Origin of the sequence: Thermomonospora curvata DSM 43183 (assembly GCF_000024385.1) — a bacterium.
GTDB lineage: Bacteria > Actinomycetota > Actinomycetes > Streptosporangiales > Streptosporangiaceae > Thermomonospora > Thermomonospora curvata.
Genome location: NC_013510.1, coordinates 2,731,289 through 2,751,374, shown reverse-complemented (window position 1 = coordinate 2,751,374; position 20,086 = coordinate 2,731,289). Strand labels below are relative to the sequence as shown.

The 20,086-nt window shown below is 73.1% G+C and carries 20 protein-coding genes and 1 pseudogene; 5 read left to right on the top strand and 16 right to left on the bottom strand.

From position 1 onward, the window contains the following. Positions 1–28 precede the first annotated feature (28 nt). A complete protein-coding gene (mftF, locus tag TCUR_RS11675; RefSeq protein ID WP_012852708.1) occupies positions 29–1,492 on the top strand; it encodes a mycofactocin biosynthesis glycosyltransferase MftF in 1,464 nt (487 codons plus the stop codon). Positions 1,493–1,537: 45 nt separating this feature from the next. On the opposite strand, the gene TCUR_RS11670 is transcribed toward mftF, so the two are convergent. The 4 genes from TCUR_RS11670 to TCUR_RS11655 all read right to left on the bottom strand — a co-directional run bounded on the left by TCUR_RS11670 (position 1,538) and on the right by TCUR_RS11655 (position 5,744). Continuing rightward, positions 1,538–2,431: an NAD(+)/NADH kinase gene (locus TCUR_RS11670; protein ID WP_012852707.1), complete on the bottom strand. Its 894-nt coding sequence runs from the start codon at positions 2,429–2,431 to the stop codon at positions 1,538–1,540. Further along, positions 2,428–3,435: an SPFH domain-containing protein gene (locus TCUR_RS11665; protein WP_012852706.1), complete on the bottom strand. Its 1,008-nt coding sequence runs from the start codon at positions 3,433–3,435 to the stop codon at positions 2,428–2,430. Before TCUR_RS11665 ends, TCUR_RS11670 begins: the two co-directional genes overlap by 4 nt. Before the next feature lie 119 nt (positions 3,436–3,554). Then, positions 3,555–4,448, bottom strand: coding sequence for a GH25 family lysozyme (locus TCUR_RS24915; protein ID WP_012852705.1), 894 nt, complete (start codon positions 4,446–4,448; stop codon positions 3,555–3,557). Positions 4,449–4,676: 228 nt separating this feature from the next. Then, positions 4,677–5,744 (bottom strand): cation diffusion facilitator family transporter, encoded by a 1,068-nt coding sequence (locus TCUR_RS11655; RefSeq protein WP_012852704.1) that lies wholly within the window; start codon positions 5,742–5,744, stop codon positions 4,677–4,679. A gap of 95 nt (positions 5,745–5,839) precedes the next feature. Here TCUR_RS11655 and TCUR_RS11650 point away from each other — a divergent pair, with 95 nt between their 5' ends. The 3 genes from TCUR_RS11650 (at position 5,840) to TCUR_RS11640 (ending at position 7,197) form a co-directional block, all read left to right on the top strand. Next, positions 5,840–6,196: an ArsR/SmtB family transcription factor gene (locus TCUR_RS11650; RefSeq protein WP_041439569.1), complete on the top strand. Its 357-nt coding sequence runs from the start codon at positions 5,840–5,842 to the stop codon at positions 6,194–6,196. A gap of 69 nt (positions 6,197–6,265) precedes the next feature. Further along, on the top strand, positions 6,266–6,640 hold the full coding sequence (locus TCUR_RS11645; RefSeq protein WP_012852702.1) for a VOC family protein: 375 nt from the start codon (positions 6,266–6,268) through the stop codon (positions 6,638–6,640). 212 nt (positions 6,641–6,852) lie between these two features. Then, a complete protein-coding gene (locus tag TCUR_RS11640) occupies positions 6,853–7,197 on the top strand; it encodes an RNA polymerase-binding protein RbpA (protein ID WP_012852701.1) in 345 nt (114 codons plus the stop codon). Between the two features lie 93 nt (positions 7,198–7,290). On the opposite strand, the gene TCUR_RS11635 is transcribed toward TCUR_RS11640, so the two are convergent. The 12 genes and pseudogenes from TCUR_RS11635 to kdd all read right to left on the bottom strand — a co-directional run bounded on the left by TCUR_RS11635 (position 7,291) and on the right by kdd (position 18,488). Further along, on the bottom strand, positions 7,291–7,752 hold the full coding sequence (locus tag TCUR_RS11635; RefSeq protein WP_169313017.1) for an FxsA family protein: 462 nt from the start codon (positions 7,750–7,752) through the stop codon (positions 7,291–7,293). A 97-nt stretch (positions 7,753–7,849) separates the two neighbouring features. Beyond that, positions 7,850–8,596 carry a polyprenol monophosphomannose synthase gene (locus TCUR_RS11630; protein ID WP_012852699.1) on the bottom strand — a complete coding sequence of 249 codons (747 nt, stop codon included), beginning with the start codon at positions 8,594–8,596 and terminating at the stop codon, positions 7,850–7,852. A gap of 4 nt (positions 8,597–8,600) precedes the next feature. Further along, positions 8,601–10,220, bottom strand: a complete 1,620-nt coding sequence (lnt, locus tag TCUR_RS11625; RefSeq protein ID WP_012852698.1) for an apolipoprotein N-acyltransferase — start codon at positions 10,218–10,220, stop codon at positions 8,601–8,603. 56 nt (positions 10,221–10,276) lie between these two features. Next, on the bottom strand, positions 10,277–10,690 hold the full coding sequence (gene kal, locus TCUR_RS11620; protein WP_012852697.1) for a 3-aminobutyryl-CoA ammonia lyase: 414 nt from the start codon (positions 10,688–10,690) through the stop codon (positions 10,277–10,279). Continuing rightward, positions 10,687–11,490, bottom strand: a complete 804-nt coding sequence (gene kamE, locus TCUR_RS11615) for a lysine 5,6-aminomutase subunit beta (protein ID WP_012852696.1) — start codon at positions 11,488–11,490, stop codon at positions 10,687–10,689. The genes kal and kamE overlap by 4 nt, the downstream gene beginning before the upstream one ends. Continuing rightward, positions 11,487–13,042: pseudogene (gene kamD / locus TCUR_RS11610) on the bottom strand (lysine 5,6-aminomutase subunit alpha). Before kamD ends, kamE begins: the two are co-directional and overlap by 4 nt. A gap of 247 nt (positions 13,043–13,289) precedes the next feature. Next, positions 13,290–14,075, bottom strand: a complete 786-nt coding sequence (locus TCUR_RS11605) for an MBL fold metallo-hydrolase (RefSeq protein ID WP_012852695.1) — start codon at positions 14,073–14,075, stop codon at positions 13,290–13,292. A gap of 113 nt (positions 14,076–14,188) precedes the next feature. After that, positions 14,189–14,836: a 3-oxoacid CoA-transferase subunit B gene (locus TCUR_RS11600; RefSeq protein WP_012852694.1), complete on the bottom strand. Its 648-nt coding sequence runs from the start codon at positions 14,834–14,836 to the stop codon at positions 14,189–14,191. After that, the gene (locus tag TCUR_RS11595; protein WP_012852693.1) at positions 14,836–15,594 is read right to left on the bottom strand and encodes a CoA transferase subunit A; all 759 of its coding nucleotides are present in this window, start codon (positions 15,592–15,594) and stop codon (positions 14,836–14,838) included. The genes TCUR_RS11600 and TCUR_RS11595 overlap by 1 nt, the downstream gene beginning before the upstream one ends. 100 nt (positions 15,595–15,694) lie before the next feature. Then, the gene (locus tag TCUR_RS27050; protein WP_169313016.1) at positions 15,695–15,847 is read right to left on the bottom strand and encodes a hypothetical protein; all 153 of its coding nucleotides are present in this window, start codon (positions 15,845–15,847) and stop codon (positions 15,695–15,697) included. 178 nt (positions 15,848–16,025) lie between these two features. Next, positions 16,026–17,360 (bottom strand): DUF2252 domain-containing protein, encoded by a 1,335-nt coding sequence (locus TCUR_RS11590; protein WP_012852691.1) that lies wholly within the window; start codon positions 17,358–17,360, stop codon positions 16,026–16,028. A gap of 69 nt (positions 17,361–17,429) precedes the next feature. Then, entirely contained in the window at positions 17,430–18,488 is a 1,059-nt protein-coding gene (kdd, locus tag TCUR_RS11585) for an L-erythro-3,5-diaminohexanoate dehydrogenase (RefSeq protein WP_012852690.1), read from the bottom strand. 131 nt (positions 18,489–18,619) lie between these two features. On the opposite strand from kdd, the gene TCUR_RS11580 reads away from it, so the two are divergent. Then, a complete protein-coding gene (locus TCUR_RS11580) occupies positions 18,620–19,990 on the top strand; it encodes a KamA family radical SAM protein (protein WP_012852689.1) in 1,371 nt (456 codons plus the stop codon). Positions 19,991–20,086: the final 96 nt, after the last annotated feature.

The following is a 20,086-nucleotide window of genomic DNA, read 5'->3' as shown; positions in this document are numbered from 1 at the left end:
CGGGAACCGCGACAGCGAGGTGGCCCCATTGTCTACACCGCACCGTCCCGGCACCGCACCGAGCGGGCGCCGGGCCGCGCTGCCGGCGGACCTGCCCGTCGCCTTGGACGAGGGCACGTCCCTGTGGTCGGGGGGACGGGTGGCCACCGGCGGCGCCCCCTGGAAGGTCGTGCGGCTCGGCGAGGCCGCCGGGCCGCACCTGGCGGCGCTGCGCCGGGCCGGGCCGCGCGGCCTGGCCGACTCCTCGGCCATCGGGCGGGCGCTGGCCCGGCAGCTGGTGGACCACGGCATGGCCCATCCGGTGCCGCCGCCGCGGCCCGGCCCGCACCCGGTGACGGTGGTGATCCCGGCCTACGGGCGGGCCGCCGACCTGGAACGCACCCTGGCGGCGGTCGAGGGCCTGCCGGTGATCGTCGTGGACGACTGCTCCCCCGACCCGGAGCCGCTGCGCCGCGCCGCCGCCGCCCACGGCGCCCGCCTGGTGCGGCATTCGGCCAACCGCGGCCCGGCCGCCGCCCGCAACACCGGCGCCCGCCTGGCCGGCACCCCCTTCGTCGCCTTCGTGGACTCCGACTGCCGGCCGGAACGCGGCTGGCTGGACGTCCTCATGCCGTACTTCGACGACCCGAAGGTCGCGGCCGTGGCGCCGCGCGTGGTGGCCGACGGCGGCGGGCCCGGCGTGCTGGCCCGCTATGAGGCCGTCCGCTCCGCCCTCGACATGGGCGCACGCCAGGCTTTGGTGCGGCCCGGCGCCAGGCTCGGTTTCGTGCCCACCGCCACCTTGCTGGTGCGCACCCGGGTGCTGCGCCATGTGGGCTTCGATGAGCGGCTGCGGCTGGGGGAGGATGTCGACTTCGTCTGGCGGCTGGCCGACCTGGGCTGGCATGTGCGTTACCAGCCGCAGGTCCGCGTGGCGCACACCCCCCGGCTGCGCCCGTCGGCGTGGGCCCGCCGCCGCCATGAGTACGGCACGTCCGCGGCGGCGCTGGCCCAGCGTCATCCCGGGCGGCTGGTGCCCGCCCGTCCCTCCGCCTGGAACCTGGCCGTCTTGGCCTGCCTGGCCGCAGGGCACCCGGTGCCCGCCGCCGCCTGCGCCGCCGCCACCACGGCGCTGCTGGCCCGCCGCCTGGGCGGCCTGCCCGGCCGGTGGGGGCTGAGCGCGGCGATCGTCGGCAAGGGGGTGCTGGCCGATGCCGCCGCCCTCGGGCATGCGCTGCGCCGCGAATGGTGGCCGCTGGGGCTGGCGTGCCTGGCCGCCGGCGGGCGCCGCCGCACCGCCCGCGCCGCGGCGGCGGCCATGCTGGCCCCCATCGCGCTGGAATGGGTCACCGGCCGTCCCGCCGTCGATCCGCTCCGCTATGCCGTTCTTCGGCTCGCCGAGGACGTCGCCTACGGCTCCGGCGTCACCGCATCCGCCCTCCGGCACCGTTCCTGGGAGCCTTTGCTGCCGCGGCCCCGCCTGCCCCGCCTCGCCCAGCGCCCCGCCCGGTGAGCACCGGTTCCCCTCCCGCCGGGGGCCGGGTGGTTTCGGCCGTCGTCAGCGGACCAGGGACAGCCGGGTGGGGGCCAGGCCGAGTTCGATCCGCCGGCCCCACGACAGCACCAGCCGGTCGGATTCGATGCCGTCGCCGAAGGCGACCAGGCCGTCGCTTTCGCAGACCACGGTCAGGGTCTGGCCGTCTTCCAGCAGCCCTTGCGTGCAGGAGGCGCCGGTGGCCGGGGACGGCCACGCCTCGCGCACGAACCAGGCCAGCGACGGCTCGGCGGGGCCGGGCAGGGGCAGCGGGCTGTGGCGTTCCAGCCAGATCGACCGGCACCAGCCGCCGGCGCCGGTGCCGGTGGCCACCAGCACGCCTGAGGAGGACTGCCGCTCGGTTCTGCCGTCGTGGCAGGTGAGCCGGTAGCGCGCCGACTGGTGGCTGGGATGGCCGACGAACACCTCATTGAGCGCGGTCAGCTCCTCGCCGTCGTCGGTGACCGCCCGCACCATCGTGCGTTCTTCGGTGGCGGCGGTGCCGGCCGCCACCGCGTGCAAAAGGTCGGCGCACGCCTCGACCGGGTGGGGCACCAGCGCGCCCACGTTGCGTTCCGGGTCGGGGTTCAGCCCGATGACCGGCTGGCCGCTGAGGTATTTGGCGACGTTGGCGACCAGGCCGTCTTGGCCGACGACCACCACGATGTCGTCGGGGGCGAACAGGAAGCGGTCCAGATCGGCCCGTTCCACCAGGCCGCGCCGCCACGACAGCGGGATCGCCGCCGTCACCTGGGCCAGCGCCGCACCGATGGCGGCGTGCGCGGCGGCGATGGGGGCGATGTCGCGGCCACGGCAGCGCAGGAAGAACTCCGCCTGGCCGCGGCTGCCGTGCCTGGCCAGCAGTTCCTCGTACTCGGTGCGGCGGTGCACCACCACCGCGCGCGGCGCGAGCGTCACCTCTCCTCCCGGGGGGCGCTCAGGCGGGCCAGCGCCCCGGTCACCATGTCGGGGGTGAGGTTGAGCTGGCCGATCTGCGGCAGGCGCGCGGCCAGGGCCTGGGCGGCCAGCGCCAGCAGCACCGCCGGGTCCGCGTCCCGGTAGACGGCCAGGCGGGCGGCCTCGGCCTCGGCTTCGGCGGCGCCCATCACCTGCCGGTTCTCGGCCTGGGTGGCGGCCCGCAGCCGGTCCCGCTCGGCTTGTGCCTGCGCCTCGATCCAGGCCGCGGCGGCGGCCTCCTCGGCGCGGCGGCGTTCGTTCTGCCCGCGCCGGGCCACCAGTTGCTCTTCGCGCAGCGCCAGCTCGATCTGGTTTTGCATCTCGTTTTCGGCGATGGCGCGTTCGCGTTCCACCGCGGCGGCGCGCCGCTCATAGGTGGCGCGGTCGGCCTCTTGCTGGACCTGTTCGCGGGCGGGGGTCTGCAGGGCCCGTTCCACCTCGGCCTCGGGGCGCACGGCCACCACGCGCACGCCGACGATCGTCACGCCGATGTCGGACAGGCGGGAGTCGCCGACCAGTCCCGTGCCGATGGTCTCGCGGAAGGCCGCCGGGCCGGAGGTGACGGCCTCCCGCAGCGTCATCTGGGCGGCCAGGGTGAGCGCGTGCTGCTGGGCGGTTTCGGTGAGGGTGGTCGCCAGCTGGTCCAGCGGGGCCGACCGCCAGGCGCCGGTGTCGGGGTTGATGGCGAAGTCCAGCCGCCGGGCGGCCAGCGCCGGTTCCGCGATCCGGTAGGTCACCGTGGCCTGGACGCTGATGTCCTGGTAGTCGCGGGTGCGGGCGTGGAAGAGCATCGGCAGCTCCCGGTCGTCCACGGGGACTTCGCTGATGACCGCCGACAGGGGGTGGAACCAAAAGGAGATTCCCACGCCTTCGTGGACCGGTTCGCCGCGCCGCAGGTGCCGCACGTAGGTGGTGGGGGTGCCGCGCAGGTGCCGCAGCAGTGGCCGCCGCTGGATGTCCGCCATGACCGCCTCCCTTGTTGTCGTCAGGACGACGATAAGGGAGAAGCCAAGTCATTCTCAAGTTGAGAATGACTTCGATCCGGTAACACCTCAAGAGCTTGCGGCCGGCCCGGCCGCCGCACTCAGGTGATGGGCGCCTCCCAGGCGGCCCGCCAGGTGACCGGCCCCACCACCCCGTCGACGGCCAGGCCCTTTTCCGCCTGGAAGGCCCGGCAGACGCGCTCGGAGGCCGGGCCGTACCAGCCGTCTGCGGCGATGCGCCAGCCCCGTTCCCTCATGCGGGCCTGCCAGCGGCGCACATCCTGCCCGTGCATCATCGGCGGCTGCCGCAGATAGCGGCCCGGCCAGGCGGGCGCCCCGGAGGCGGGCGGTGCCGCGGCGCCCAGGGCGAGGGCGCGCAATTCGGCCAGCGAGCCGCGGAAGGCGTCGGCGTCACAGCGGCCCGCGATGCCCGGCACGGTCGCCGAGCTGGAAAACTGCAGGATGCTGATCGGCTCCCCGCCGTGCGGCTCCCACCACGACTGCGGGACCTTGGCATACAGCTCCTCGGGGCCGCCGGTGCCGTTGACGTAGCGGGACTGCCAGATGGTGTCGAAGAACGACAGGTCCGGCCGGCCGATCTGGTCCCAGTACCAGCGGGGGAAGTAGCCGATCACGCGGTGGCCGCCCGACAGCCGCCGGTACTCCTCCACCCACGCGCGCGCCTGCGCGACGGTCGGGCGGGATGAGCCGGACGGCTCGACATCGAGCGCGACCGCGAAAGCGCTCAGATCCCCGGCCTGGCGGTGAAAGTGCCGGGCCTGGGCGGCCGCATCGGAGTCGGCGCGCAGGAAGTGGTAGGCGCCCGGCACGAAGCCCTCCAGGGCGAGCATCCCGGCGCGGTTGTGCGCCCAGGTGGGGTTGGTGTAGCCGGTGCCCTCGGTGACCTTGCTGAACGCGAAGCGGATGCCCGCGCCGCGCACCTTCTTCCAGTCCGGGGTGCCCTGGTAGCTGGCCACGTCCACGCCGAACAGCATCGCCGTCTCCTCACCTAGCGCGATGGCCCGGCTGCACGTCACTGGCTGTCGGATCCGATTGTCCGCGCCCGGCAGCCGGCCGTGCACTGGCCCCGCCGTGCCTTTTTGCTCTCCTTGTGCGCTCTCCTCGGCGCCGTCGGAGAGAGGCTGCCAGGGCAGGTGAGGCGGCGCCACCGGGGAGCGCCCATGGACACACCGAAGGCCGGGGGGGCGCTCCCCGGTGGCGGGTCAGGCGAAGGCGCGATGGTGGGCCAGCGCCCGGTGGGGGTCGGCCGCCGGGTGCTCCCAGTGCGGGTCGGTGTGGACGGTGACGGCCGTCAGGCGGGGGACGGCGTGCAGCAGGGCGTGCTCGGCCGCGACGGCGACCCGATGGGCCTTGTGCACCGGCCAGGCGGCGTCGACGACGATGGCGACCTCGGCGCGCAGCCGGTGGCCGATCCAGCGCATCCGCAGCTCCCCCACATCCAGCACGCCCTCCACCGCCCGCAGGGCCTCTTCGGCCCGGTCCACCAGGGCGGGGTCCACCGCGTCCATCAAACGCTCCAGGACCTGCCGGGCGGCGTCCTTGAGCACCAGCGCGATCGCCCCGGTGATCAGCAACCCGACCAGCGGGTCGGCCGGCGGCCACCCCAGGGCGGCGCCGCCGGCGCCCAGCAGAACGGCCAGCGAGGTCAGGCCGTCGGTGCGGGCGTGCAGGCCGTCGGCCACCAGCGCGGCCGAACCGATCCTGCGGCCGGTGCGGATGCGGTAGCGGGCGACCCACTCGTTGCCGGCGAAACCGATGACGGCCGCGGCCGCCACCGCCGGCAGGTGCTCCAGGTCGCGGGGGTCCACCAGCCGGTGCGCCGCGGCATAGGCGGTGGCCGCGGCGGAGGCGGCGATGGTGCAGACGATCAGGACGCCGGCCACGTCCTCGGCGCGGCCGAAACCGTAGGTGAAGCGGCGGCTGGCCGCCCGCCGGCCCAGCAGGAACGCCACCGCCAGCGGCAGCGCGGTCAGCGCGTCGGCGGCGTTGTGCACGGTGTCCCCCAGCAGCGCCACCGACCCGGTGACGGCGACGACGGCCGCCTGCGCGGCCGCCGTGACGCCCAGCACGGCCAGTGAGATCCACAGGGCGCGCAGGCCTTCGGCGGAAGACTCCAGCGCCGCATCGACCCGCTCGGCCGTCTCGTGGGAGTGGGGCTTGAGCAGGTGCGCCGCGCGGTGCCGCAGCCGGCCCCACCGGCCGGTGGGGCCGGCTGCGGCGTGGGTGTGGTCGTGTGCGTCCGCCCGGTGCGGTTCGGGTTCGTCGCTCATGGCGAGCCGCTCCCTTCGTGTGGGGGTGGCCAAGACCTGCCGGGGCGGATCGGCCCGGCTGGATCTGCCCGGCGGACGACCCCCATTATGTGCGTATGAACGCACGCATGCATCTATCAGGTGCGCATGACTCGCAGGTGCACGACGATGGCGAACGCCTGGCGGCGGCGGCCGAGATCTTGAGCCTGCTGGCCGACCGGACCCGCCTGGCGCTGCTGCGGCGGCTCTCCCTCGGGGAGGCCGACGTGACGACCCTCACCCGGGCATGCGGCGTCGCCCGCCCGGCGGTCAGCCAGCACCTGGCCCGGTTGCGCCTGGCCGGGCTGGTCACCACCCGCAAAGAAGGCCGCCGCGTCGTCTACGCCCTGCGGCACGGGCACCTGCGCCGCCTGATCGACGAGGCGCTGAACGCCGCCGACCACCGGCTCGGGGGCCTGCCCGACCACACCTGATGAGGCCCGGCGGCAGGCCGCGATTTATCGCCTTGCCTCCGCCGCCCACTGCTCCCCACCCTTGAGGGCATGCATCTGGTGCACCTGGGGCTGCCCGTTCACGACGCGTCACGCAGCCTGCGCTTCTATGAGACCTATTTCGGCTTCGACCCGGCCACCGCGCAGCGGTATGAGGACGGCACGATCATCGTCCGCAACGGCGACGGGTTCGATCTGGCCCTGCACGGCGGGCAGCGCGTCGGGCCGCCGCCGCCTTTTTTGCACTTCGGTTTCCGCTTCGCAGATCCCGCCGAGGTGCGCGCCCTGCTCGCCCGGCTGCAGGCGGACGGGGTGGAGATCATCGAGCGGTACGACGAGCCGGCCTATGTGGCGTTCAAATGCGCCGACCCCGACGGTCACCGGGTCGAGGCGTACTGGGAGCCGCCCCCGCAGAGCCCGTCCTGACCGGGCCGCGGCGCCGGCCGCCCGCCGGGGGCACGGGGATGCGAAGGGACGCCGAAAGGTCACCGGGAAAGTCGCCATTGTCGGGGATCTTGCGGCGGGTGCGGCGAAAGCGCGCAAACCGCAGGGTTGGGCGGCCCTTCTGGCGGGAATCTTGTCACGGTATCCAGCGTTGGTCGACATAGGACCGCAAGCCGTCTGGGAGGCACGTGACGATGGCCGAGCGCGCACTTCGCGGCACCCGACTCGGAGCGACCAGCTACGAGAACGATCGCAACACCGATCTGGCCCCGCGCAAGACCGTGGACTACACCTGTCCCAAGGGCCACCGGTTCACCGTGACGCTCGCCGCTGAGGCCGAGGTGCCGATGACCTGGGAATGCCGCAACTGCGGGACGACCGCGCTGCGGGTGAACGGAGAAGCCCCCCAGCCCAAGCCGACCAAGGCCCCCCGCACCCACTGGGACATGCTCATGGAGCGGCGCACGATCGAGGACCTGGAGGAGGTCTTGGCCGAGCGTCTGGCGATCCTGCGTGCCCAGCGGAAGAAGAGCGCATAACCGTTGATCTTTTCCGTCCGGGCCCGCACCGCGACGCCGGTGCGGGCCCGGCGGCGTTTTCCAGGCCCCCAAGGCGCCCCCGGGGGGCGGGCGTCAGTCGTCGACGATCTCCCCGCGGATGACGGTCACGGTGGGCGGAGGACCCTCTGCCCGGCCGGCGGCGGGCGGGGGGAACGGCCCGGCGGCGGCGCGGCGTTCGGCTGCGCGCAGCCGGTGGGCGGCGTAGCGGGCCAGCAGCCGCCCGGCCGCAGGGCGGGTGAAGGGCAGCACGAACACCAGGCCGAGCAGGTCGGTGAGGAAACCGGGGATCAGCAGCAGCACCCCGCCGATCAGCAGCAGCGCGGCATCGGCCAGGTGACGGCCCGGCGGCACGCCCTGCTGCAGGGCCTGCTGCAGGACCCGTCCGGCGCGACGGCCCTGGCCGCGCACGATCTGCGCCCCCGCCACGGTCGCCGCCAGCAGCAGCGCGGCGGTCGGCAGTCCCCCGATCACCTCGCCCACGCGGACGACGGTGTAAAGCTCCGCGGCGGGCAGCAGCAGAAGCGCAAGGAACATCAACAGCGGCGGCATGGCATCCGGTTTTGCGGTCGGCGGCAAGGGTCTGCTGGGATAACGCCGCGGCGGCCGGGTTCGTTCCGGCACTCCGGGGCCTTCAGGGGTTCTTGCGGACGCGTTCCAGGCGGCTCTGCAACCCCCAGCGGGTGATCTTCCACATCGCCTCGGCCATGATGTCGCGGCTCATCTTGCTGGTGCCGTGCTCGCGTTCGATGAAGGTGATGGGGACTTCCTTGACCCGCAGCCCGGCGCGCAGCACCCGCACCGCCAGATCGATCTGGAAGCAGTAGCCGCGGGAGTCGACCTCATCCAAATTGATCTTCTCCAGGGCGGTGGCGCGGTAGGCGCGGTACCCGCCGGTCGCATCGTGCAGCGGGGTGCCCAGCAGCAGGCGGGTGTAGAGGTTGGCGCCGCGGGAGATCGCCTCGCGCGAGCGCGGCCAGTTGACGATGCGGCCGCCGGGGATCCAGCGGGCGCCGATCACCAGGTCGGCCTCGGTGAGCGCCTCCAGCAGGGCGGGCAGCTCCTCGGGCTGGTGGGAGCCGTCGGCGTCCATCTCCACCAGCACGTCGTAGCCGCGTTCCAGCGCCCAGCGGAAACCGGCGATGTAGGCGGCGCCCAGGCCGTCCTTTCCGGCCCGGTGCAGCACGTTGACCTGCTCGTCGGCCGCGGCCAGGCGGTCGGCGACCTCCCCGGTGCCATCGGGGCTGGCGTCGTCGACGACCAGCACGTCCACCTCGGGCATCGCCGTGCGCACCCGCCCGACGATCGGCTCGAGGTTGTCGCGTTCGTTGTAGGTGGGGATGATCACCAGCACCCGGCCGAGACCGTGCGGGATCTGCATGGTGTCACGCTCCTTCGGTCGTTCGGGTGACGGCGCGCAGTGCCGCCCCCACCGCGGCCAGGGCCAGCAGCGCCAGCACCTGTTCGGGCAGGGCGCCGATCCGGTCGGCGAGGGTGACGGCGGTCCGCGCGGGGACGGCGGCGACCTGGATGTCGGGGACGAACTCCGCCGACCGGTCGATCACGCGCCCGTCGGGGGCGATGATCGTGCTGATGCCGCTGGTGGCGGCCACCAGCACGGTGCGGCCGTGCTCGACGGCCCGCAGCCGGGACATGGCGGCCTGCTGCGGGGGCAGGCTGGTGCGCCCGTAGGTGGCGTTGTTGGTCTGCACCACCAGCAGCTCGGCGGAGGCGACGTCGCGGACCAGGCCGTCGTAGGCGACCTCGAAGCAGATCACATCTCCGATGCGGGCCGGTCCCAGCCGCAGCAGCCCGGGCCGGTCCCCGGCGGCGAAGTCGCGGGGGATGCGCTCGAACCGGGTGATGAGCTTGGTGAGGACGTCGCGGAAGGGAAGGTACTCCCCGAACGGCACCGGGTGCCGTTTGACGTAGTGGTCGCCGGCACCGGTGACGGGGTCCCAGACGATGCCGCGGTTTTCCACGTGCTCGCCGTCGGCGGCGTCGACGACGGCGCCGACCAGCACCGGCACCCCCACATCCCGCACCGCCGCGTCGATCAGGTCGCGGGCCGCCGGGTCGGTGTAGGGGTCCAGGTCGCTGGCGTTCTCCGGCCAGATCACCAGCTGGGGGCGGGGCAGCTCGCCCCGGCGGACCCGTTCGGCCAGCTCGTGGGTGCGCTGCACGTGGTTGTTCAGCACGGCCTGGCGCTGGCTGTTGAAGTCCAGCCCCAGCCGGGGCACGTTCCCCTGGATGACGGCGACGGTGACCGTCCGGCCGGAGGCCGGCAGCGGCACCGCCGCCCCGGCCGCCGCGATCGCCGCCAGGGCCGCTGCGGCCGGGGCGATGACCCGTCCGCTGCGCCGGGCGCGGGAGGCGGGCAGGCGGCGGGCCCATGCCGCCGGCAGCGGCCCGCGCAGCAGCGCCCAGGCCAGCAGGGAGCCGGTCAGGGCGGTCAGGAAGGTCACCAGGGGGGCGCCGCCGAGCGCCGCGTACGCCGTCAGGGGGCTGTCGGTCTGGCTGAAGGCCAGCCGCGCCCAGGGAAAGCCGCCGAAGGGCACGCGGCCGCGCACATACTCTTGGGCCACCCACAGCGCCGCCGTCCACACCGGCCAGCCGGGCAGCCGCGTCACCAGCGCGATCCCCGCCCCCATGGGGACGAAGTACAGCGCCTGCACCAGGCTCAGCCCCGCCCAGGCGTCCGGGCCGATCGGGATGATCCCGCTCAGCGTCGGCAAGAAGAACGCCAGCCCCGCCGCCAGGGACGGCAGCAGCGCCGCGCGCACGCCCAGCCCGTGCAGGGCGAGGGTGAGGACGGCGACGCCGGCGGGTGCCAGCGGCCACAGGTCGTGCGGGGGGAACGCCGGCCACAGCAGCAGTCCGCCGGCCACGGCCGCCGGCGTCCGCCTCCAGCCGGTCCGGCGGGGACCGGTCCGGCGCGGCGGGCGGTCGCCGGCAGGGGGGGACGGCGCGGCGGGCCGCTCGTGCGGCACGGTGTCCTGGGCCACGTCACTCCTTGGTGATAAGGACTGCTGGCCCGAACGCTATCGCCTGCGGGCGCCGGTCACGACATCGCCGCGGCGGCGGCCGCGGGCGGCACCACGACGGTGCCGGTGGCGGTGACGGCCACGATCGGTTCGGGCAGCACGCGGGCGGCCGAGGGACCACGGCCCGGGTCGGCCCGGCACACCACCCGTGCGGTGAACTCCAGCCTACGGCTGCGGCGGCCGGCGGCGGTGAGGACGGCGGTGGCCTCCAGCACGTCCCCGGCCCGCACGGGGGCTTTGAACTGCACGTCCTCATAGGAGGCCAGCAGTCCCTCATCGCCGTCGGTGCGGATGCACATCTCGGTGGCGACGTCGCCGAACAGGCCCAGCACATAGGCGCCGTCGACGAGGTCGCCGCCGTAGTGGGCGTGGCCGTAGGGGACGTAGCGGCGGTGGGTGACGGTCAGTCCGATGCGAGGGTCGGCGTTCATGGCTCCTGTCCGCTGTCGTGGCCCGCGGTGCCGGCCTGGTCGGTGATGAGGGCGTGGACGAGGTAGGAGGCGACCTCGGCGGGGGTGGTGCCCTTGCCGAAGATCGCATCGACGCCCAGCTGGTCGGGGGTGACGGTGTCGAAGCGGGGGCCGCCGACCACCAGCAGGGGGCGGCCGCGGCCGGGTCCGTGGGCATCGGGGTAGGCCCGGCGGAAGGCCTGGGCCATGTGCCGGGTGTTGTGCAGGTGGGCCTCGCGCTGGGTGACGACCTGGGAGACCAGGACGGCGTCGGCCCGTTCGGCGACGGCGCGGGCCACCAGGTCCTCGACGGGGACCTGGGCGCCCATGTTGATCACGTGGATCTCCCGGTAGTACTCCAGGCCTTTTTCCCCGGCGAAGCCCTTGACGTTGAGGATGGCGTCGATGCCGACGGTGTGGGCGTCGGTGCCGATGCAGGCGCCGACCACCACCAGGCGGCGGCCCAGGGCGCTGCGGATGGCCAGATTGACCTCTGATGCGGTCAGCAGCGGGTAGCGGCGGCCCTCGGGTTCGGGGATGGCCGCATAGTCGATCACGTGGCGGACGCGGCCGTAGATGATGAAGAAGGTGAAGTCCGGGCCCATGGCCTTGGAGTGCACGACGCTGGCCGGTTGCAGGCCCATGGCGGCGGCCAGCTGCAAGGCGGCGGCCTCGGCGCGCCTGCCGTGCGGGACGGGCAGGGTGAAGGACACCTGCACCATGCCGTCGCCGGTGGTGTCGCCGTAGGGGCGGATCGGCTGGGCGGGTGTTGCGGTGGTCATGCGGGCACCTCCGCGTCGTGGCGGTCGGCCGGGCGGGTGGACTCCAGGATGTCGATGGCGGGGTTGTAGTAGTCGTCGGCGCGTTCGGCGACGCCGTCGCCGCCCTTGCCGCCGTCGGGGGGACGGCGGGTGACGCCGAAGGTGCCGTCGGCGATGGCCTTCAGCAGCCCGTCGTCGCAGATGCGTTCCAGCAGCTCCACCGATTCGGCCAGCACCCGGCGGGCGCGCTGGGCGATGAACCCGTCGGGGCGGGGCTGGAAGTCCTCGGCCAGTTTCCCGGCGGCGGTGCGCACGTAGCGGACGTTCTCCAGCGCCAGGTCGCGGTCGGCCAGCCAGGGGGTGTGGATGCCCTCGGTCATCATCCCGACCAAGATGATCGACTGGCCGGTCATCATGCCGGCCAGGTTGAAGAAGGCGTCCAGCAGGTAGCCGGCGAAGATGTTGCCGGTCATGTGGCGGGTGGGGGCATGTACTTCAGCGGGGCGTTGGGGAACAGCTCCCGCACCAGCTGGGCGTGGGCCAGTTCCAGCCGGAAGGAGTCCGGCAGGGACGGGTCGATTTCGAAGGCGTGGCCCAGGCCGAGTTGGGCGTCACCGAGCCCGGCCTCGTGGGCGAAGCGTTCGTTGAGCAGCTGGCTGACGATGACGGTGCAGGCGGCCTCGACGGCGTCGGCGGTGGTGAGGTAGTTGTCTTCGCCGGTGTTGATGACGATGCCGGCGCGGGCGTGGATCTGCCGGGAAAAACGCTGGTCGATGAAGGTGCGGCGGGGGTTGATGTCGCGGAAGATGATGCCGTACATGCAGTCGTTGAGCATCATGTCCAGCCGTTCCAGCCCGGCCAGCGTGGCGATCTCGGGCATGCACAGGCCCGAGGCGTAGTTGGTCAGCCGCACATAGCGGCCGACTTCGGCGGAGACCTCATCGAGGGCCTGCCGCATGAGCCGGAAGTTCTCGGCGGTGGCGTAGGTGCCGGCGTACCCTTCGCGGGTGGCGCCTTCGGGGACGTAGTCCATCAGGGACTGCCCGGTGGAGCGGATGACGGCGATCACGTCGGCGCCTTCGCGGGCGGCGGCCTGGGCCTGGGGGATGTCCTCGTAGATGTCGCCGGTGGCCACGATCAGGTAGATCCACGGGTGCGGCGGGTCGCCCAGGCGGGCCAGCAGCCGCTCGCGTTCGGCGCGGCGGGCGTCGATGCGGGCGATGCCGGCGGCGGCGGCCCGGTGGGCGGCGTGGCGGGCGGCGCGCGCGTCCTCGCCCGCCGGCAGCCTGAAGGAGGCCTTGCCGGCGGCGGCGGCCTCGGCCAGGGCGCGCAGGTCGCCGTAGGGGCCGTTCAGCAGCGCGTCCCAGACCGGCAGCGCCACCCCGTGCTCCAGGCCGACCTGGGCGCGGACCGCCTCGGCCAGGTGGTTGACCCAGGGCATGCCGGCCTGGTCGGCGCCGGATAGGCCGGCCAGCCGCAGCAGCGCCCGTTCCACTGAGACGGTGGTGTGGGTGCGGGCCAGTTCGATGATCGGTTCGGCGGCGCGCGCGGCCAGGCGCCGGGCGCGCGCCACGGTTTGCGGGTCCAGGCCCAGTTTGCTCAACGACACTCCCCCCTCACAACCCAGCTCTCCAAAGAATCTTCCGCCATAGCCGGACTATCGCGCAAGATTCTTTAGATCAAAGCGGGATATCCAGAAAAGTTACTGGATTGTGGGAGAGTTCGGGAAGGTCTGCGGCGGGCTTCCGTCTCCTGCCGGTCCCCCGCCCCGGCAGGGAAGGCGGTGGCGGCCTCTCCCCCACCGCAAAGAAGGCCCGGCCTCAGGAGCCGGCGCGCATCGCCTCGTACATGACCGGGTCGTGCGCGCAGACGACCACCAGATCGGGCTCGGCCCGCCGGTAAAGCTCCGCCAGGCGGGCGTGGTTGCTGTGGACCTTCCCGCGGTCGAAGGCGACCAGCGACTCCATCGCCCGCAAGGGGAAGGGCACCCGGGACCGGCCGTCGACCGTGCCGCGGTGGTAGAAGGCGTCCCCGCAGTGCAGCACCCAGCGGTCACCGGCGTCGACGGCCACGCACGCATGCCCGCGGGTGTGGCCGGGCAGCGGGATGAGCACCAGCCCCGGGGCGATGGCCTCCAGCGGCCGGGCCGCGGCGAACCCCCGCCAGGACTCCCCATGCGGGGAGTGCTCGACGATCCGGGGACCGTGAGCCCACTGGACGGGCCGGTAACGCCGCCGCTCCGCCCAGGTCGGCGACCGCATCGCCCCCTCCGCCTCGGCCGCGGTGACATGGACCTGGGCGTGGGGGAAGTCGGCCAGGCCGCCGATGTGGTCCATGTCGAAATGCGTCAGCAGGATGTGCCGCACGTCCCGGCGGCGGAACCCGAGCCGCTCGACCTGGCGGGCCGCGGTCTCCTCCGGGTCCAGCACCGGCCTGATCAGGTGCCGGGTCAGGCCCAGCCGCCGCGCCGGGTCGGCGACGTCCTGCAACCCGAAACCGGTGTCGACCAGGACCAGGCCGCTATCGGTCTCCACGAGCAGCACATGGCACACCAGCGGCCCGCCGAGAGGACGCATGCTGCCGCAGTTGAGGTGATGGACCTTCATGTCGGAAGCCTCAAAGACGCCTAGGGGGGAGTATTCGGTCACTTTAGCGACCGGCCCCACGGCTTCCGCGCAGGCACGGCGCACGCCTCCCCCGCCGATCCGGCGCCCGGCGGTCAGCCCGGCAGCGGCCCGGCGACGGTGACCTCGGCGGCGGTCTTCTCCAGCACCTCGGCCACGGTGACCTGCGGGGCCAGCTCGACCAGGCGCAGCCCCTCACCGGTGACGTCCAGCACGCCCAGATCGGTGATGACGCGGTCGACGCAGGCGCGCCCGGTGAGCGGCAGGGTGCACTCCGGCACCAGCTTGGGGGCGCCGTCCCTGGTGGTGTGGGTCATGACCACGATGACCCGGCGGGCGCCGTGCACCAGGTCCATGGCCCCGCCGATGCCGGTGACCAGCTTGCCGGGAACGGCCCAGTTGGCCAGGTCGCCGCGGGCGGAGACCTGCATGGCCCCCAGCACGGCCACATCGATGTGCCCGCCGCGGATCATGCCGAACGACAGCGCCGAATCGAAAAACGAGGCGCCCGGCAGCACCGTCACCGTCTCCTTGCCCGCGTTGACCAGGTCCGGGTCGACCTCGTCCTCCTCCGGGTAGGGGCCGGTGCCCAGGATGCCGTTCTCTGAATGCAGCACCACCTGCACGCCTTCGGGCAGGTGCTCGGGGATCAGCGTCGGCAGCCCGACGCCGAGATTGACGTACTGGCCGTCGCGCAGCTCCCGGGCCGCCCGGGCGGCCATCTGCCGTCGCGTCCAGGCCATCAGGCGCCCCGGACGGTGCGTCGCTCGATCTTCTTGTCGGCGGCCTGCTCAGGGGTCAGCGCCACCACCCGCTGCACGAAGATGCCCGGCAGATGCACCTGGTCGGGGTCGATCCGCCCCGGCTCGACCAGCTGCTCGACCTCGGCGATGGCGATCCGGCCCGCCATGGCCGCCAGCGGGTTGAAGTTGCGGGCGGCCTTGGCGAAGACCAGGTTGCCGTGCCGGTCGCCCTTGGCCGCGCGCACCAGCGCGAAATCGGTGGTGATGGCCCGTTCCAGGACGCACTCCACGCCGTCGAACTCGCGGGTCTCCTTGGGCGGGGAGGCCACGGCCACACCGCCGCGCCCGTCATAGCGCCACGGCAGCCCGCCGTCGGCGACCTGGGTGCCCACCCCCGCCGGCGTGTAGAAGGCGGGGATGCCGCAGCCGCCGGCGCGCAGCCGCTCGGCCAGCGTGCCCTGGGGGATCAGCTCGAACTCCACCTCCCCGGCCAGGTAGCGGCGGGCGAACTCCTTGTTGGTGCCGATGTAGGAGCCGGTGACGCGGGCGATCTGACCGGCGGCCAGCAGCACCGCCAGCCCCGAGTCCATGGCCCCGCAGTTGTTGGAGACCACGTGCAGGCCGCGCACCCCCCTCTCGTGCAGCGCCTCGATCAGCACATTCGGCACGCCGCTGAGCCCGAACCCCCCGACGGCCACACTCGCCCCGTCCCCGATGTCCGCCACGGCCTCCCGGGCCGTGGCCACCACCTTGTCCATCCGGCCTCCCTCCACCGCCCGCCCGGAAAGCCGTGTTCGCGGGGCGAACCATGGTTCGCAACGCGGCCGAGCCGAGTGTCATCCGCACGCACCGGGCCTGTCAACGCCCCCGCAGCCGACCTCCCGGCAGCCGGACGCGGCCGAAGCGGCCGGCTGCCGTGCAGGCCGCGGCCTCGCGTAGCCGCGGCAGCACCTCGGTCAGGCACTCGGCAATGGTGCGGCCGCCGCCGTGCATGGCGACGTTGAGCGCCACCACCGCGCCGCCGCGGCGGCATGCCCGCCCGGCGGGCGGGGCAGCCCGCAGGAGGCCGGATGGGCGTTGCCCGGCTCCATGAGCCGGGGGACCGGCACGGCCCGCCGGTCCCCCGGCCGCAGAGACCCCGCCCACGCCGGCGTCACGGCGATCCGGCCGGCCCCGTGGCGGCCGTGGCTCACACGCCGGGGATCATCCCGTTGCGGAAGGCGTCGACGAACAGCCGGTGGTCGTCACGGACGACGGCGGCGTACCCCATCCCGAACTCCACCATCGCCTCCACGAACGCCTCCGAGCCGGTGCGGTCGATCACCTCCGTGATCGCCTCCTCCACCTGGAAGCCGACCAGCTCATGGTCGGAGTCGCTGTCGGACACGCAGTGGATCTTGGCGGTGGCCCGGCCCAGATCCCCCAGCAGCGTCAGCATCTCCTCGACCTCGGTCAGCCCCGACCAGTCCAGGTCCTCCTCATACGGCGACAGCTCCTGCACCACATAGCCGACCCCGTCGATCTGGGTGTAGCCCAGCCACGGGTCGGTGTTGGCCTGCAAGGCCCGCCGCGACACCGCGGTGCGGTGGCCGTGGTGCTTGAAGAACTCCCGGATCCGGGCGTCGTCGACCACCCGGCTGGGGGCGGCCACGTTGCCCTGCTTCATCGACAAGATGACGTCGTTCTCCAGGGCCTGGGTGCGTCCTTCCACCAAGATGGTGTAGGCCGACAGCCCGGCCGAGCCGATGCCGAACCCCGAGCTGCCGACGATGTCCTTGATCCGGTAGGTGAGGCTGGAGAACCGCTTTTGCTGCGGGATGGTGGTCAGGTACTCCTCGAAGGCCTTCTCCACCTTCGCCCGCTCCTCGGCCTCCAGCCGCCGCACCCCCGGCCCGGCCTTGAAGCGCCGCTCGTGCTGCTCCACCAGCGTCATCGACTCCAGCAGCGCGATGCGGGTGGACGACAGCGCCCGGATCAGCACCTCCCGCACATACCCTTCGGCGTTGTCCAGCGTGATCGCCCACTCGCTGCCGCCGGGGTTGGCGTGGAAGTAGCGGACCTGGTCGACGTAGGCGTTGACGTAAGTCTCGATCATCCGCCGGATGTCGGCGTCGGAGATCGCCTTGGTCCACGCCAGCAGCGCCACACTCGCCACCAGCCGCTTGATGTCCCAGGTGAAGTGCCCCAGGTAGGCCTCGTCGAAGTCGTTGACGTCGAAGACGAACACCCCGTCGTCGCTCATGTAGGTGCCGAAGTTCTGGGCGTGCAGGTCGCCTTGGATCCACACCCGGCTGGTGCGCTCGTCGGCCCAGGGGTCCTCATCGCCGGCGACGTCGGCGTAGTACAGGCAGGCGCTGCCCCGGTAGAAGGCGAACGGGTCGGAGGCCATCTTGCGGAAACGCCGCCGGAACTCCGCCGGGCTGCGCTCCATCAGCTCGGCGAAGGCCTCCACCAGCACGTCGATGATCTGCTGCTGCCGCCGGGCGGGGTCCTGCCGCCGCAGGGACTCGACGACGCTCGCCATGGTCGCTCCTTGGGGGTTGGTCTTTTTCGGCCCGGGCCGGCCCGCCGAAGGCCGGCCACCGGGCCATTCTCACCAAGAACCACCCAGCCGAGCGGCGAAAAGATCACGAATCGCCGACGATGAGCGCACCAGCTCCAGCGCCGCCTGCGCATGCCCGGGCACATAGCCGTTGCCGATCAGCATGGTGACATCGGCGCCCAGCGCCTCGGCCCCCAGCGCCGCGGCGGTGAACGAGGTCGCCATGGAGAAGAACACCACCGTGCCGCCCTGATCGGTGGCCAGGATCGCGCCGTGCTCGCAGCCCGGCACGTCCACGCACACCACCGTCACCTGCGCCGGTCCCCCGCCCCGCCGCACCGCCTCCGCCAGCGCCACCGGGTCGCGGGCGTCGGCCACCACCACCCGATCGGCCAGGCCGGAACGCTCCAGCAGCGCCGCCTCCCGCTCGTCGGGGACGACCCCGATCAGGTGCGCCGCGCCCGCCCGCCGGGCGGCCGCCAGCGACAGCGAGCCGCTCTTCCCGGCGCCGCCCAGCACCGCCACCACCGGTCCCGTTCCGCCGGCATAGCGGGTCACGACCCGTTCGGTCAGCGCGGGCGCCCCGCACACATCCAGCACCGCCAGCGACAGCGGCACCGGCAGGTCTTCTGGCAGCACCGCGGCGACCGAGCGGGCGAACAAGATCGCATGCCCGTCGGCGGGCACCTGCTCGCCGCGTCCGTCCCAGCGCGCCAGCCCATCGGTGATCGCCAGCGGGGTGCAGGTCAGCGACACCAGCGTGGCGATCCGCTGCCCTGGGGCAAGGCCCAGCGGGGAGGCGGGGCCGACCTCCTCCACCACGCCCACCAGCATCCCGCCCGAGCCGGTCACCGGGTTGTGCATCTTGCCGCGCTCCTTGACGATCTGCAGCACCCGTGCCCGGATGGCCTCCGGATCGCCCTCGCAGGAGGTGTGCAGCTGCCGGTAGGAGGCGGCGTCCAGATTCAGCCGCTCCAGGCGCACCCGCACCTCGTCCGGGCGGATCGCCGGGTCGGGGTCCAGGCGGCGGGCCGCCTGCGGCAGCACGCCGGGCGGGTCCAGCACCCGGTGCAGCCCCAGCGCGGATCCGGTCGCGTCGACGTTGTTCATCCGGCCACCTTAGCCTCGATGTTGCCTTGAGAACATCCTGGGTATCGATGGTTCAAACGGAATTCTTCCCGTAATGTTGGGATCTCGCCGAAGTTTATATGGATCAGCCGGGCTTCACTGGGAGGCTCACCATGACCATCGCCGAGACCGTCACCGGCCCCGCGCCCCAGCCCTACACCTACCGGCGCCGTCCCCTCATCGAGCCGGACTGGCAACGCCTGCCCGGCTGGCGCCACGTCACCCGCCAGGAGTGGGAGTCCGCCCAGTGGCAGCGCGCCCACTGCGTCAAGAACATCCGCCAGCTCCAGCAGGTCCTCGGCGACCTGATCGACGAGTCCTTCTACGCCGACCTGCACCGCGACCAGACCGGCCACGCCACCATGCCCATGCTGGTCACCCCCCAGATGCTCAACACCATGGACACCTCCACCACCGAGGCCTTCTACGCCGACCCGGTGCGCCGCTACATGCTCCCCGTCGCCAGCGACCGCCGCACCGACTGGCCCTCCCACCCCTGCGCCACCCGCGACTCCCTGCACGAGGCCGACATGTGGGCCGTGGAAGGCCTCACCCACCGCTACCCCACCAAGGTCCTGGCCGAGCTGCTGTCCACCTGCCCCCAGTACTGCGGCCACTGCACCCGCATGGACCTGGTCGGCACCTCCACCCCCGCCGTCGCCAAGCACCGCTTCACCGCCCGCCCCGCCGACCGGCACGAGGCCATGCTGGAGTACCTGCGCCGCACCCCCACCGTCCGCGACGTGGTCGTCTCCGGCGGCGACGTGGCCAACCTGCCCTGGCCGCGCCTGGAGGCCTTCGTGGACCGGCTGCTGGACATCGACTCCATCCGCGACATCCGCCTGGCCACCAAGGCGCTCATGGCCCTGCCCCAGCACTGGCTGCAAGATGAGGTCCGCGCCGGCATGGAGCGCCTGGCCGCCAAGGCCCGCCGCCGCGGCGTCGCCCTGGCCGTGCACACCCACGTCAACACCGCCCGCTCGCTCACCCCCCTGGTCGCCCGCGCCGCCCGCGGCCTGCTGGAGGCCGGCGTCCGCGACGTGCGCAACCAGGGAGTGCTGCTGCACGGCGTCAACGACAGCCCCGCCGCGCTGCTGGACCTGTCGTTCGCGCTGCTGGACGAGGCCCAGATCATGCCCTACTACCTGTACATGTGCGACATGATCCCCGGCAGCGAGCACTGGCGGCTGCCGCTGTGGCGGGCCCAGGAGCTGCAGCACGCGATCATGGGCTACCTGCCGGGCTTCGCCACCCCCCGGATCGTCTGCGACGTCCCCTACGTGGGCAAGCGCTGGGTCCACCAGCCCGCCGACTACGACCGCCTGCGCGGCATCTCCTACTGGACGAAGAACTACCGCACCACGTTGGAGGCCGACGACCCCCACGCCCTGGAGCGCCGCTACGAGTACTACGACCCGATCCACACCCTCCCCCCGGAGGGACAGGAGTGGTGGCGCGAGCAGGCCCGCCGGGCGGTGATGTGAGCGGGTTTTCGGCGGGTGATTGCCTCTCTATGGGGTGCTATTGATCTGTACAGTGTGGGAATCTTCCTGACCTGCGACCTTTACGGCGTAGATCAG